The sequence below is a fragment of the Janthinobacterium sp. PAMC25594 genome (assembly GCF_019443505.1).
Classification (GTDB): Bacteria; Pseudomonadota; Gammaproteobacteria; order Burkholderiales; family Burkholderiaceae_D; genus Janthinobacterium.
Genome location: NZ_CP080377.1, coordinates 2,876,262 through 2,889,818, shown reverse-complemented (window position 1 = coordinate 2,889,818; position 13,557 = coordinate 2,876,262). Strand labels below are relative to the sequence as shown.

Here is a 13,557-nt window from a genome sequence, read left to right as displayed (position 1 = left end):
AACAATCGTCATGCCAACAATTAACGAGATTCTCACTACTATGGACTACGGCCCTGCTCCCGAAAGTCAAAAAGAAGCGCAAGCGTGGCTCGATGGCCACCAGCGCACATTCGGTCTGTTCATCGACAATGCCTGGAGCGAGCCGGCCGAGCTGTTCGCCTCGACCAATCCTGCCGATGGCACGCAGCTGGCGGAACTGACGCAAGCCACCGACGCGGACGTGGAACGCGCCGTGGCAGCGGCGCGCCGCGCGCTGCCCGTATGGCAGGGCATGGGTGGCCACGGCCGCGCGAAAGTCATGTACGCGCTGGCCCGTTTGCTGCAAAGGCATTCGCGCCTGTTCGCCGTGCTGGAAACCCTGGATAACGGCAAGACCATCCGCGAAACGCGCGATATCGACCTGCCGCTGGCCGCGCGCCATTTTTATCATCACGCCGGCTGGGCGCAGCTGCAGTCGGAAGAATTTGCCGACTACCGCGCCGTCGGCGTGGTGGGCCAGATCGTGCCGTGGAATTTCCCATTGCTGATGCTGTCGTGGAAAATCGCCCCGGCCCTGGCGGCCGGTAACACGGTCGTCTTCAAGCCGGCCGAATTCACGTCGCTGACCGCCATGCTGTTCGCCGAATTGTGCGTGCAGGCAGGCGTGCCGGCCGGCGTGGTCAACATCGTCACGGGCGACGGCAGAGTGGGCTCGGCCATCGTCAACCATCCGGGCGTCGACAAGATCGCGTTTACGGGTTCCACCGAAGTGGGCCGTTTGATCCGCATCGCGACGGCCGGCAGCGGCAAGAAGCTCTCGCTGGAGCTGGGCGGCAAGTCGCCGTTCATCGTCTTTGAAGACGCGGACCTCGACGGCGCCGTGGAAGGCCTGGTCGATTCGATCTGGTTCAATCAGGGGCAAGTATGCTGCGCCGGTTCGCGCCTGCTGGTGCAGGAATCGATCCAGGAACGCTTCCTGAACAAGGTGCGCGCGCGCATGGAAAACCTGCGTCTTGGCTCGCCGCTGGATAAATCGATGGACGTGGGCGCGCTGGTCGACCCCGTGCAGCGCCAGCGCATCGCCGCGCTGGTCGATACCGCCCGTGCCGAAGGCTGCGACGTGTGGCAACCGGCGTGCGAACTGCCGGCCGATGGTTCGTGGTTCCCGCCGACCCTGATCACGGGCGCGTCGACCTCGGCCGCCGTGGCACAGGCTGAAATCTTTGGCCCCGTGCTGGTGGCCATGAGCTTCCGCACGCCGCCTGAAGCGGTGCAGCTGGCGAACAACACGGTGTACGGCCTGGCCGCCAGCGTGTGGACCGAGTCGATCAGCCTGGCGCTCGATATCGCTCCCGCCATCAAGGCCGGCGTGGTGTGGATCAACAGCGCCAATCAGTTCGATGCCGCGTGCGGCTTCGGCGGCTACCGCGAATCGGGCTTCGGCCGTGAAGGCGGCCGCGAAGGCATGCTGGAATACATGACGGCCCTGGCCGAAGATGCGCGCCCGGCCCTGCCGGTGGTGGAAACGAAGGCCAAGGCCAATGTGAAACCGGCGGCAGCCGACCCATTCGCCATCGACCGCACGGCCAAGATGTACATCGGCGGCAAGCAGGCGCGCCCCGACAGCGCCTACAGCACTCCCGTGTTTGGCGTGAACGGCGCCCTGCTGGCCGAAGTGGGCGTGGGCAGCCGCAAGGATATCCGCAACGCCGTCGAAGCGGCGCATAAAGCGTCCGGCTGGACCAGCGCCACGGCGCACAACCGCGCGCAAGTGCTGTATTACATCGCCGAAAACCTCGCCGCGCGCGCCGACGAATTCGCCGCCCGCATCGCCGCCATGACGGGCAGTAAAAATCCCGAGAAGGAAGTGCAGGCTTCGATCGAGCGCCTGTTCTACTACGCCGCCTGGGCCGACAAGTACGACGGCCTGGCGCACCAGCCGCCTACCAAGGGCATCACCGTGGCGCTCAATGAAGCGGTCGGCGTGATCGGCATCGTCTGCCCGAATGAAGCGCCGTTACTCGGCTTCATTTCGCTGGTGGCGCCGGCCATCGCGCTGGGTAACCGCGTGGTGGTGGTGCCGTCGGAAGCGCATCCGCTCTCCGCGCTGGACCTGTACCAGGTCTTCGACACGTCCGACTTGCCGGGCGGCGTCGTCAACATCATCAGCGGCAACGCCGATGAACTGGCGCGCACCCTGGCCACGCACGCCGACATCGACGCCGTCTGGCGCCATGACGGCTCCGCTGACGGTTGTGCGGAAGTCGAGCGCCTGTCGGCCGCTACCCTGAAGCGCACCTGGGTCGGCGGCGCCAAAGGCCGCGACTGGTACAGCGCCGCGCAAAGCGGTGGCCGTGCCGTGCTGGCGCATGCGTCGCAAGTGAAAAACGTGTGGATACCTTACGGCGTCTGATAAGTAACTAGCGTTACAAAGCTGGGGTCAGATCCGCAGGGACTGACCCCAGATCTCATGATTGGAGTTATTCGATGTTGTTAACCCAGGAAATCATCCGCAAGAAGCGCGACAAGGGCGTGCTGAGCGCCGAGGAAATCCAGTTTTTCGTGCGCGGCATCACTGACGGCAGCGTCAGCGAAGGCCAGATCGCGGCGCTGGGCATGGCCGTCTTTTTCAACGACATGAACATGGACGAGCGCGTGGCGTTCACCCTGGCCATGCGCGATTCCGGCCAGGTGCTGGACTGGCGCTCGCTGAACCTGCCTGGTCCTGTCGTCGACAAGCATTCGACGGGCGGCGTGGGCGACGTCGTTTCCCTGCTGCTGGGCCCCATGGTCGCCGCATGCGGCGGCTACGTACCGATGATCTCGGGCCGCGGCCTGGGCCACACGGGCGGCACGCTGGACAAGTTCGACGCCATTCCCGGCTATTGCACGGTACCGGACAATGAACTGTTCCGCAAGGTGGTCAAGGAAGTTGGCGTGGCCATCATCGGCCAGACGGCCCAGCTGGCGCCGGCCGACAAGCGCTTCTACAGCATCCGCGACGTCACCGCCACGGTGGAATCGGTGGCCATGATCACCGGCTCCATCCTGTCGAAGAAACTGTCGGCCGGGCTGGACGCGCTGGTGATGGACGTGAAAGTGGGCACGGGCGCCTTCATGCCGACCTACGACAAGTCGGTGGAACTGGCCGAGAGCATCGTCGCCGTGGGCAATGGCGCGGGCATGCAGACCTCGGCGATTTTGACGGACATGAACGAGTCGCTGGCGCCATACGCCGGCAATGCGCTGGAAGTGCGCGGCGCCATGGATTACCTGACGGGCCGTTCGCGTCCCGCGCGCCTGCACGAAGTCACCTTGTCGCTGTGCGCCGAGATGCTGGTGCTGGGCGGCCTGGCCGCCACCGAAGAGGAAGCGCGCGTGAAATTGATGGCGGCCCTCGATTCGGGCGCGGCGGCCGAGCGCTTTGCGCGCATGGTCTCCGCCCTGGGTGGCCCGGCGGATCTCGTCGAGCATCCTGACAAGCACCTGGAACAGGCGCCGTTCATCGTGCCGGCACCAGCGCTGTCGGCCGGCTTTGCCAACGTGCGCGATTGCCGCGCCATCGGTCTGGCCGTCGTCGCCCTGGGCGGTGGACGCCGCCGTCCGACCGACAGCATCGACTTCGCCGTCGGCCTGACGGATCTGGTGGGCCTGGGCGAGCAAGTGACCGTTGGCCAGCCGCTGGCCATGGTGCACGCGCGCACGCAAGCGGCGGCGCAGCAAGCCGTCAGGGAAATCCAGGAAGCGTATGCCATCAGTGCGGTGGCGCTGGCGGCCAATCCGGTGATTTATCGTACCATTCGACCTTAAACTAAACCCAGAAGCAAAGTCTGGGGTCGTACCCTGAGGGTACGACCCCGGCATCTCGCTGTTGGGGTTGAAAAGAAAACAAAATGAACAACCAAGAACTGATTGCCGAAGCCAATGCCGGCCGCGAACTGGCCTACGCGCCCTATTCGCGTTTCAAGGTGGGCGCGGCGCTGCTGTGCAAGGATGGCCGCGTCTTCCGTGGCTGTAACGTGGAAAACGCCGCGTATGGCCTGTGCAACTGCGCCGAACGCACGGCGTTTTTCAGCGCCATCGCGCATGGCTGCAAGCCGGGCGACTTCGCCAGGCTGGCCGTCACGGGCGATACGGCTGAACCGATCTCGCCATGCGGCGCCTGCCGCCAGGTGATCTTCGAGATGGGCGGCGCCGATTTGCCGGTGATCCTGACCAACCTGAAAAACGATGTCATGGAAGTGACAGCGGGCTGGCTGCTGCCGCACGGCTTCGGCAATTCCGATCTGGACATGACGTAACAGGATACGCTTGAACAAGACGATCGACATCCAGGCCGCCGTGGCGATTGCCGCGGCCGAAGCCATGGCAGCGAAGACGCAGGGCACCTTCGGCGTGGGCGGCGTGCTGCTCGATGGCGCCGGCAACGTGCTGCAATCGATGCACAACAACGTCGTGCGCCAGGGCCTGGTGTTCGACCCCACCGCGCATGGCGAGCGCCAGCTGGTGGACTGGTATTTCGCCGAGCGGGCCAAGGGCACGCCTTTGCCGCCGCCGGGCGAACTGACCATCGTCACCTCGCTCGACCCGTGCTGCATGTGCGCGGGGGCGATTCTGGCGGCCGGTTTCAACGTGGTGGCAGCCGCGCCCGACGTCAAGGCGGGCATCAATTACGATGGTGCCGCCACGTTTACGGCCTTGCCGGCACCGCTGCAGGCGCAGGCCGGCCGCAGCTTTTGCTATCCGGCCGTGCGCGGCGCCACCGAGTATGCGCGCCTGCCTTCCGGCGCCGCACCCAAATCTTTTTTCATCGGCAAGAGCATCCATGAGGCGACGCAGGCACTGTGCTCGCTCGTGTTCGAAGCGACATCGGCGCAGGTGATGCAGTTGCTGAACGCGGGCGACGACGTGCACCGGCGCGATCCCGCCACCTTGCCGTCCGAGCATGCCGTGGTGCGTGCCCTGCGCCGCCGCTATCCCGATGCCCTGACCTACCGCTGCGCGCCGCATGCGCCCGACGCGGGCCTGGCGCCCTTCCTGCAGGCGGCCATGGAGCAGGATGCGCGCGATGGCGGGCAGGGCGATGCGGCCGCCTTGCTCGATTCCTTCGGCAACCTGCTGCTGTGCATGCCGGGAAAACTGGCGCAATCGGCCATCCGCACGCCGTTCATGGAGTGCACGCGCCAGTACGCGCAGCTGCGCTATGAATTGATGGCGAATGCGGCGCCGGCTGGGCAGGAAGAAATCAAAAGCTATCTGGGCCACCCCAAGCACGGCACCTTCGTGCTGGCCGTCGGCCCGGACGACAGCGCCGCCAGTTTCATGACCCTGGGTGCCTACGGCTCCACCATGGAAGGGGCGCTGCCGGAGAACAATCCCGCACAATTCCAGTACGTGCGCCCGGCCATGGCGCAAGACGCGCTGCTGGCGCTGTGCGAAGCCATGCCGCCGCTGTACCGCAAGCTGATACGCATCCGGCCGCGCCAGGTGGCGGACCAGGCTTTGATCCGCGCACTGGGCTAGGCGTCGTCGTCGGGCAGGTTCTTGAGTAAAAAGTCGCGCACGTTTTCGCCCGCCACGCGGCGAATTTGCGTTTCCGACAGGCCCGCGTCGAGCAGCGCCTGCGTCAATCGCGGCAAGCCGGCGGCGTCGATGGCCGTGGTGACGGCACCGTCGAAGTCCGAGCCATACGCCACGTGTTCGGCGCCGATCAGTTTGACCGCGTAGGCGATGGCGCGCGCGATCGACGCCACATCCTTGCCGCAGACGGCCGTATTCCAGAAGCCGATGCCCACCAAGCCACCCTGGGCGGCGATGCGTTTCAATTGTGCGTCGCTGAGGTTGCGCCCATTGGCGCAAGTGCCGCGTACCCCCGTGTGCGACACCATCACGGGGCGTTTCGCCATCGTCAGCACGTCGTCTATGGTGGCCGGCGAGGCGTGTGCCAGGTCGACGATCATCTTGCGCTGCTCCATGGCGCGCAGCCATTGCCGGCCCAGCGGCGTCAGGCCGCCTTTCTTCAGGCCGTGCTGGGAGCCGGATAGTTCCGTGTCGAAGAAATGCGTGGGCGCGGCCATGCGGAAGCCGGCCCGGTACAAGGTGTCGAGGTTGTCCAGTTTGCCTTCGAGCGCATGCGCGCCTTCCAGGGTCAGCCAGCCGGCCAGCAGATTTGGCTCTTTGTCGCGCGCGGCGATGAAGCTGCGCAGCTGGGCGCGGCTGCCGATGACCCTGACCTTGCCATGACTGTTGGCCGCTTGCTGGCGCAGCTCGTCGGCCTGCCAGGTGGCGCGCGCCAGCAGGCTGTTCCAGGTGGCGGGCGGCAAGCCTTGCGCCACCACCAGGGCCGTGATGTTGTCCGTGTCGCTGTCATTGCGCTCGATATTCATCTTGCGCGGCGTCTTGGTGACGACGGAAAAGGCTTGCAGCGCCACGTTGGCCCGCTGCAGGCGGGGGAAGTCGACATGCCCGCGCTGGCTGTCGCGGTTCAGATTGCGTTGCCACAGCAAGCTGTCGGCGTGCAGGTCGGCGATCCACAGGCTCTGGTGCAGTGCCATGGTCGCTGTCGACGGCGGCTTGCCGGACGGCGGGTGGATACGGTTGAGGTGCTCGTCCACGAGGACGGGAGCGGACAGGAAACCGCCGATCAGCGCAAGGCTGGCGGCGGCGAGGGTACTGATAATCATTGTTCTCCGTTTTACCATGGATCGTAAGTGCCCAGGCTCCAGATATGGCCTTCCGGGTCGCGGCAGGTAAAGCCCCGTCCGCCGTAATCTTCATCTTTGATGTCGAGCACGATCTCGGCGCCCGCCTCGCGCGCGCTGCGGTAGACGGCATCGGCATCGCTGACGACCAGGTAGCAGTTTTGCGTGTTCGCGCCGCCGACGTCGCCAGGCAGTTTCATCAGGCGGCCATAGTCGCTGTCGATGGCCGGTGCCACCATGACCATGCCGTTGCCAAAGCTCAGTTGTGCGTGGGCGACACCACCGTTGCCGTCAGGCACGATCAATTGTTTTTCAAAACCGAGCGCCTTGCATAGCCATTCGATGGCGGCGGGTGCATCGCGGTAGCGCAGGCAGGGAATGGTCGTCGCAGTTGTCGCTTTTGCTGTCGTGGTCATCAGAAAACTCCTATGGCTGTGGGGGAGTAGCTTCGATCATGGATCCTGCGCGGCGTTCCCTATCCAACTCATCGATCGGGATGGGTTTGATGCCCGTCAGTGCCGCGCCCATCCATAGTGCCATAGAACAATCATTGCACTCTTGCCACGACGCAAATTTTTATTGCGGCGTCTGCGAAGCGTTCGCCGTCTTCGCGTCCGCGCCCGTATCGTCGCTGTTGCTTGCCCATCTCAGCAGCATGACGAGGACAAACAGCATGATGGCCAGCGGCAAGATGGTGATCACGAACGCCAGGCCCAGGCAGCACCCCAGCACCATGGGCCAGGACATGGCGCGCAGGGCGGCCATGCCCTGGTGCGCGTAAGCGCACAGTTCGCTCCAGAAAGCGCTGAAGGAAGTGCTGCCCGGTGCCGAATTGATGTCTTTCATGCCGTTCTCCTGTGGTTGCCGCTGCCGTATGCAGGCTGGCGATGAATCCACTATAGGCAAAACCTTGCTGCCGGGCATCGCGTATGCGACGAATGGCAGGAATGGCGGAGCGAACGGCGACAGGCGAAGACAAACGGTTACTCGAACACCTTCAGTTTCAGCTGGAAACTGAGGGCGCCATACAGGCGGTCCTTGTAGGACGGCACGATGGCGATATTCACGCCCACGCGCTGGTATTCATAGCTGATGGTGGGGACGAGGGCCGGGAACCAGCCGCCATCGCGCATCTTCGGATAGCCGCTGAAGCCGCCAACGACGGCGCCGATGCGCAGCGGGCCCACCTTGATGGGCTGGTAGTACACGCCCAGGTAGTTCGAGTAGGCGCGGTCGCTATTGTAGAAGCGTCCGGCCGTGACCGACGCAACCGTGGAAAAGCGGTATTCGGCGCCCAGGCCCGGATTGCTGTCGTTCAGGTTCTTGTCGCGCTGAAAGTGATACGAATAAAAGCCCGCGTTGAGCCAGGTTTCGCTCAGCGGCTGATTGTTTATCATGCCCACTGTCTGCGCCTGTGCCGTGGATGCCACTGCCAGCAGCGCCGCGCAGGCGAGCTTGCCCAGCAATGACGCGGTGCGCGCCGATGACCATTGTTTCATGCCTGTTCCTTATCCTGTGGGTATCGCGTCGCCATTGCAAACGCTCCAGCGCGCCATGCTATCACTGCTCGTTTGTTCCTTGGAAATTTCATCACGTGCCGGACACTGCCGCAGGCAGGGTGATGGCCGCCTGCACCATGTGCGTGAGCAGGATTTCCGCGTCCTCGTAATCCTTGCGCGTGAGCTGCTTGCGATCCAGCACCAGGGCCATCTGCGCCGAAAAATCCGCATACGACTGCGTCATGGCCCAGATGGCGAACATCAGGTGCGTGGCGTTGACGGGCGCGATCCGGCCGGCCGCGATCCATGCCTCGAAGACGGCGATATCCTTGCGCAGCAGCGGCACGACCCGGTCGCGTATCTGTGCGCCGTACAGGGGCGCGCCATTGATCACTTCCAGCGCATACACGCGCGAAGCCCATGGCTGTTCGCGTGAAAAACGCAGCTTGGCGCCGATGTACGCGCGCAGCACGTCGCGCGGCTCGTCGTGTTCATTGGCCAGCGATTCCATGCGCGCCAGCCAGTCGTCGAGCACATCGTCGAGCACGCGCTGGTACAGCAACTGCTTGGACGGGAAGTAATACATCAGGTTTTGCTTCGACAGGCCGGCCCGCTCGGCGATGGTGGCGATCGACGCGCCTTCATAGCCGCTTTGCGCGAAGGCGCGCACGGCTTGCTCCAGGATGTCCGCTTCCAGGCGGTCGCGGTTTTGCAGGCGCCGGCCACCGGCATTTTTCACGGAAAGGGCAGGGGATTTGTCGCTGGCCATGGCGGGTTCTTTAGCGTGGACGGATCGATTGCAGGAAGGCTTGCAGCACGGGGGTATCGGTGTAGGCCACGTTGAAGCGGAACCACACCGTCTCGGGCGCGCGCAGCATGAAAAATTCGTTCGGCGACAGCAGGATGCCGGCCTTTAATGCCATGTCGGCGATGATCTTGCCATTCCATTCCGGCGTCTGCAGGTCGGGCCAGCCGGCGCTGACGAACATGCCGCCACGCGGTCGCGCCACGGGCGCCATGCCCGCCTGCGCCAGGCAGTCGATGCTGCGCTCGCGTGCCGCATCAAGCTGCGCCACCAGGCGTTCCACCATGCGCTTGTAGGGCCGCGCGGAGATGGCGTGGTAGACGGCGCGCTCGTTGATTTCCGACGTCGTCAGCCCCGCCAGCATTTTCACGCGCACCAGTTCGGCCACCAGCGACGGCGAGGCGCAAATCGAGCCCACGCGCAGCACGGGCGACAGGGTCTTGGAAAAACTGCCCACGCGGATCACGCGGCGCAAGCCGTCCATCGCCGCCAGCGAGGCGTCGCCGCGCGCCGCCAGCTCGCGGTAGATATCGTCTTCGACCAGCCAGAAATCGAACTGCTCGGCCAGCGCCAGCAGGCGGTGCGTCTGCGCCTGGCTGAGCGAGGTACCGAGCGGATTTTGCAGCACCGTGTTGACGAACATGAGCTTGGGCTGCGTGCGCGCGGCTTCAACGGCCAGCGCATCGAGATCGAGGCCCGCCTCGCCGCGCGCAATGCCGACGGGGATGCAGCCATGGTGACGTATCAGCGACTGCAGATTGCTGTAGCCGGGGTCTTCCACCAGCACCGTGTCGCCCGGCTTGGTCAGGCTGCGCAGGATCAAGTCAAAAGCATGCGTGGCACCGTGCGTCAGCAGGACCTGGTCCGGCTCCACCTGGAACAGCTCTTCCGACAGGCTGCTTGCCAGGTGCTGGCGCAGCGAGGGAAAGCCGAGAGGGTGGCCGTAGCCGCGCAGGCGGCTGGCGGGAATGCGCATGGCCTGGCGCACGGCGTCGAGCACGGTCGCCTCGCCATACATCTCGGGCGGCAGCCAGCCCGCGCCCACGGGCAGGGCATCGGATACGCCCGAATACAGGTCCGGCGTGAGGGCGTCGATGGCGGTGGGGCTCGCATAGGTGTTGGCAATGAGGGCAGCCTGCGGCGAGGCGGCGATATCGTGGCGCGCGACAAAATAGCCGGAACCGCGCCGCGACGACAGCAAGCCCAGGTTGACCAGGCGGTCATACGATTCGACGACGGTAAACGTCGACACCCCATTGCAGCGGGCGAACTGGCGCACGGACGGCATGCGCGTGCCGATGCGCAGGGTGCGGCTGCCCACCATGACGCTGATGGCGATGACGATCTGCTCGACGAGGCCACCTTTTTTCTGGCGGTCGATGTCCAGCACGGGCCAGCCACTTGCGTTACCTTCGCCCTCGTCCTGCTTCACGTTGTGCGTCACCGGTGGCTCCTTATGCTGCCTTGCACAAAACTGTAGTGGTTTTCCGACCTGTACGGTTGGGATACTTTGCCGTTTGTGTATCTGTGCCATTGGGGATGGCCTGTCTATTATTACATCAGCTTTTTGCCAACTGGTAAATTATTTTACGCTTCGTCAAAAACGATCCTGGCCCCGCGCCAGCCCATTCCAAGGAGAAGATCATGAACGAAACAAGGCCGGAATCGATGTCGGCATTCTGGATGCCGTTTACGAATAACCGTGATTTCAAGGCCAACCCTCGCCTGCTGGTGTCGGCCGAAGGCATGTATTACAAGGATGTCGATGGCAACGCCATCCTCGATGGCACGGCCGGCCTGTGGTGCGTGCCGTGCGGCCATGCGCAGCCGCAGATCGTCGGCGCCATCCGCGAGATGGTGGGCCAGCTCGATTTCGCCCCCACCTTCCAGATGGGCCATCCGGCCGCCTTCGACCTGGCGGAAAAACTGATGGAGTACACGGGGCATAAATTTGGCCACGTGTTTTATACGAACTCCGGTTCCGAAGCCGTCGACACGGCGTTGAAGATCGCGCTGGCCTATCACCGGGCGCGCGGCGAGGGTGCACGCACGCGCCTGATCGGCCGCGAACGCGGTTATCACGGCGTGGGCTTCGGCGGCATTTCCGTGGGCGGCATCGGCGGCAACCGCAAGACCTTCGGTCCCTTGCTGCCGGGCGTGGACCACCTGCCGCACACGCACAACCTTGCCCAGAACGCCTACACGGTGGGCGAGCCCGAATACGGCACCCACCTGGCCGATGAACTGGAACGCATCGTCGCCCTGCACGACGCGTCGACGATCGCCGCCGTCATCGTCGAGCCGGTGGCCGGTTCCACGGGTGTGCTGATCCCGCCGAAAGGCTATCTGAAACGCTTGCGCGAGCTGTGCACCAAGCACGGCATTCTGCTGATCTTCGATGAAGTGATTACGGGCTTCGGCCGCATGACGACGCCGTTCGCCTGTGACTATTTCGACGTCGAGCCGGACCTGATGACGACGGCCAAGGGCCTGACCAACGGCATGGTGCCGATGGGCGCCGTCTTCAGCAAAAAGTATATCCACGACGCCTTCATGGATGCGCCACCGGGCATCGAACTGTTCCACGGCTACACGTATTCCGGCCACCCGCTCGCTTGCGCCGCCTCGCTGGCCACCCTGCAAGTGTTCGAGGAGCAGGACATCCTCGGCCACGCGAAAAACATGCAGGCGTATTGGCAGGATGCCGTGCATTCCCTGAAAGGCTTGCCGCACGTGATCGACCTGCGCAGCATCGGCCTGATCGCCGGCATCGAACTCGATCCCATCGCCGGCAAGCCGGGCACGCGCGCCTTCAGCGCCTTCAAGCAGGCATTCGCCGACGGCGTGCTGATACGCACGACGGGCGACATCATCGCCCTGTCGCCGCCGCTGGTGCTGGAAAAACAGCATGTCGACGAGCTGTTTGGCAAGCTGGCCAAGGTATTAAAGAATCTCGATTGAACGGCAAACCCAAAACAAGAGCCGGGGTCGGACCCTGAGGGTCCGACCCCAGTCTTTGCCTCTGGGTTTAAAAATGGAAAACCAATGAACAACCTCGACACCATCACCCACTACATCAACGGCGCCAAGGTCGACACGCAAAGTGGCCGCTACGGCGACGTCTACAACCCAGCACTGGGCGTACCCGTGGCCCGCGTGGCGCTGGGCACCGTGGAAGACGTCGACGCGGCCGTGCAGGCCGCCGCCGCCGCCTTTCCCTCCTGGTCCGCCACGCCGCCATTGACGCGCGCGCGCGTGCTGTTTCGCTACCTGCAGCTGTGCCAGCAGCACACGGATGACTTTGCCGCCATGCTCACGCGCGAGCATGGCAAGACCTTTGCCGATGCGCAGGGCGAAGTGGCACGCGGCATCGAGATGGTGGAATTTGCCGTCGGCATCCCGCAATTGCTGAAAGGTGAATTCACGGACCAGATTTCGCGCGGCATCGACGCCTGGTCCATGCGCCAGGCGCTGGGCGTGGTGGCCGGCATCACGCCGTTCAACTTCCCCGTGATGGTGCCGATGTGGATGTTCCCGGTGGCGATTGCCTGCGGCAATACCTTCGTCTTGAAACCGTCCGAGCGCGATCCGTCGGCCTCGCTGCTGCACGCGAAACTGCTGAAAGAAGCTGGCTTGCCCGATGGCGTCTTCAACGTGGTGCAGGGAGATAAAGTGACCGTTGATGCCTTGCTCGACCACTCCGTGGTGCAGGCGATCAGCTTTGTCGGCTCGACGCCGATTGCCGAATACATCTATGCGCGCGGCAGCGCCAGCGGCAAGCGCGTGCAGGCGCTGGGCGGCGCGAAGAACCACATGGTGGTGATGCCCGATGCGGACATGGACATGACGGTCGACGCGCTGATCGGCGCGGCATATGGTTCGGCGGGCGAGCGCTGCATGGCCATCTCCGTGGTGGTGGCCGTGGGCGACGCGGGCGACAAATTGATCGACGCACTGGCAACGCGCACGGCCGCACTGAAAGTGCGCGACGGCATGGAAGATGGTGCGGAAATGGGACCGGTCGTGTCGCTGGCCGCCAAGCACCGGATCGAAAAACTCATCGCCTCGGGCGTGGAGCAGGGCGCGACTTTGGTGGTCGATGGCCGCAACCATGTGGTGGCGGGACGCGAGAACGGCTTCTTTGTCGGCGGTACGTTATTTGACCACGTCACGCGCGACATGAGCATCTACAAGGAAGAGATTTTCGGCCCCGTGCTGTGCGTGCTCCGGTGTCCTGACGTGGTGCATGCGGTGGAGCTGATCAACGCCAACGAGTATGGCAACGGCGTGGCCATCTACACGCGCGATGGCGGCGTGGCGCGTGAATTCGTGCGCCAGATCCAGGTCGGCATGGTGGGCGTCAACATCCCCTTGCCCGTGCCGATGGCCTTCAACAGCTTTGGCGGCTGGAAGCGCAGCATGTTCGGCGACCACCACGCGTATGGCCCCGAAGGCGTGCGTTTCTACACGCGCCACAAGGCCGTGATGCAGCGCTGGCCGAACACGGCAAGCGCTGGTGTGGAATTTGCTTTTCCCCAGATGAAGTGACGGTTTCACACTAAAAGTCCACCGC

At 64.2% G+C, this 13,557-nt stretch carries 12 protein-coding genes; 6 read left to right on the top strand and 6 right to left on the bottom strand.

Features of this window, described 5'->3' with window-relative positions; genetic code table 11:
- Window positions 1-10 precede the first annotated feature (10 nt).
- From KY494_RS12985 to KY494_RS12970, 4 genes are all read left to right on the top strand, one after another.
- Window positions 11-2,392, top strand: coding sequence for an aldehyde dehydrogenase family protein (locus tag KY494_RS12985; RefSeq protein WP_375143474.1), 2,382 nt, complete (start codon window positions 11-13; stop codon window positions 2,390-2,392).
- Between the two features lie 74 nt (window positions 2,393-2,466).
- Window positions 2,467-3,789 carry a thymidine phosphorylase gene (gene deoA / locus KY494_RS12980; RefSeq protein ID WP_219891210.1) on the top strand — a complete coding sequence of 441 codons (1,323 nt, stop codon included), beginning with the start codon at window positions 2,467-2,469 and terminating at the stop codon, window positions 3,787-3,789.
- 83 nt (window positions 3,790-3,872) lie between these two features.
- Window positions 3,873-4,280, top strand: a complete 408-nt coding sequence (locus KY494_RS12975) for a cytidine deaminase (protein WP_219132985.1) — start codon at window positions 3,873-3,875, stop codon at window positions 4,278-4,280.
- A 10-nt stretch (window positions 4,281-4,290) separates the two neighbouring features.
- Entirely contained in the window at window positions 4,291-5,502 is a 1,212-nt protein-coding gene (locus KY494_RS12970; RefSeq protein ID WP_258194835.1) for a nucleoside deaminase, read from the top strand.
- Here the strand turns inward: KY494_RS12970 and KY494_RS12965 are convergent.
- From KY494_RS12965 to KY494_RS12940, 6 genes are all read right to left on the bottom strand, one after another.
- Window positions 5,499-6,662 carry a dipeptidase gene (locus tag KY494_RS12965; protein ID WP_219891209.1) on the bottom strand — a complete coding sequence of 388 codons (1,164 nt, stop codon included), beginning with the start codon at window positions 6,660-6,662 and terminating at the stop codon, window positions 5,499-5,501. The two genes, KY494_RS12970 and KY494_RS12965, sit on opposite strands and share 4 nt — an antisense overlap.
- An 11-nt stretch (window positions 6,663-6,673) precedes the next feature.
- Window positions 6,674-7,096, bottom strand: coding sequence for a VOC family protein (locus KY494_RS12960; RefSeq protein ID WP_219891208.1), 423 nt, complete (start codon window positions 7,094-7,096; stop codon window positions 6,674-6,676).
- 160 nt (window positions 7,097-7,256) lie between these two features.
- Window positions 7,257-7,526: a hypothetical protein gene (locus tag KY494_RS12955; RefSeq protein ID WP_219132988.1), complete on the bottom strand. Its 270-nt coding sequence runs from the start codon at window positions 7,524-7,526 to the stop codon at window positions 7,257-7,259.
- 137 nt (window positions 7,527-7,663) lie between these two features.
- Complete coding sequence (locus KY494_RS12950; RefSeq protein WP_219891207.1) at window positions 7,664-8,179, bottom strand: hypothetical protein; 516 nt, start codon at window positions 8,177-8,179, stop codon at window positions 7,664-7,666.
- Window positions 8,180-8,270: 91 nt separating this feature from the next.
- Window positions 8,271-8,948 carry a TetR/AcrR family transcriptional regulator gene (locus tag KY494_RS12945; protein ID WP_219891206.1) on the bottom strand — a complete coding sequence of 226 codons (678 nt, stop codon included), beginning with the start codon at window positions 8,946-8,948 and terminating at the stop codon, window positions 8,271-8,273.
- A 10-nt stretch (window positions 8,949-8,958) separates the two neighbouring features.
- A complete protein-coding gene (locus KY494_RS12940) occupies window positions 8,959-10,428 on the bottom strand; it encodes a PLP-dependent aminotransferase family protein (protein ID WP_219891205.1) in 1,470 nt (489 codons plus the stop codon).
- A 200-nt stretch (window positions 10,429-10,628) separates the two neighbouring features.
- Between KY494_RS12940 and KY494_RS12935 the strand changes: the two genes are divergently transcribed.
- Both KY494_RS12935 and KY494_RS12930 read left to right on the top strand, forming a co-directional pair.
- Complete coding sequence (locus KY494_RS12935; protein ID WP_219891204.1) at window positions 10,629-11,945, top strand: aspartate aminotransferase family protein; 1,317 nt, start codon at window positions 10,629-10,631, stop codon at window positions 11,943-11,945.
- Between the two features lie 84 nt (window positions 11,946-12,029).
- Entirely contained in the window at window positions 12,030-13,532 is a 1,503-nt protein-coding gene (locus KY494_RS12930) for a CoA-acylating methylmalonate-semialdehyde dehydrogenase (protein WP_219891203.1), read from the top strand.
- Window positions 13,533-13,557 lie beyond the last annotated feature (25 nt).

Excerpts from the sequence above, each read along its gene's own strand:
- KY494_RS12985 (WP_375143474.1), top strand. The coding sequence starts at position 11 with ATGCCAACAATTAACGAGATTCTCACTACTATGGACTACGGCCCTGCT.
- deoA (WP_219891210.1), top strand. The coding sequence starts at position 2,467 with ATGTTGTTAACCCAGGAAATCATCCGCAAGAAGCGCGACAAGGGCGTG.
- KY494_RS12975 (WP_219132985.1), top strand. The coding sequence starts at position 3,873 with ATGAACAACCAAGAACTGATTGCCGAAGCCAATGCCGGCCGCGAACTG.
- KY494_RS12965 (WP_219891209.1), bottom strand. The coding sequence starts at position 6,662 with ATGATTATCAGTACCCTCGCCGCCGCCAGCCTTGCGCTGATCGGCGGT.
- KY494_RS12960 (WP_219891208.1), bottom strand. The coding sequence starts at position 7,096 with ATGACCACGACAGCAAAAGCGACAACTGCGACGACCATTCCCTGCCTG.
- KY494_RS12955 (WP_219132988.1), bottom strand. The coding sequence starts at position 7,526 with ATGAAAGACATCAATTCGGCACCGGGCAGCACTTCCTTCAGCGCTTTC.
- KY494_RS12950 (WP_219891207.1), bottom strand. The coding sequence starts at position 8,179 with ATGAAACAATGGTCATCGGCGCGCACCGCGTCATTGCTGGGCAAGCTC.
- KY494_RS12945 (WP_219891206.1), bottom strand. The coding sequence starts at position 8,948 with ATGGCCAGCGACAAATCCCCTGCCCTTTCCGTGAAAAATGCCGGTGGC.
- KY494_RS12935 (WP_219891204.1), top strand. The coding sequence starts at position 10,629 with ATGAACGAAACAAGGCCGGAATCGATGTCGGCATTCTGGATGCCGTTT.
- KY494_RS12930 (WP_219891203.1), top strand. The coding sequence starts at position 12,030 with ATGAACAACCTCGACACCATCACCCACTACATCAACGGCGCCAAGGTC.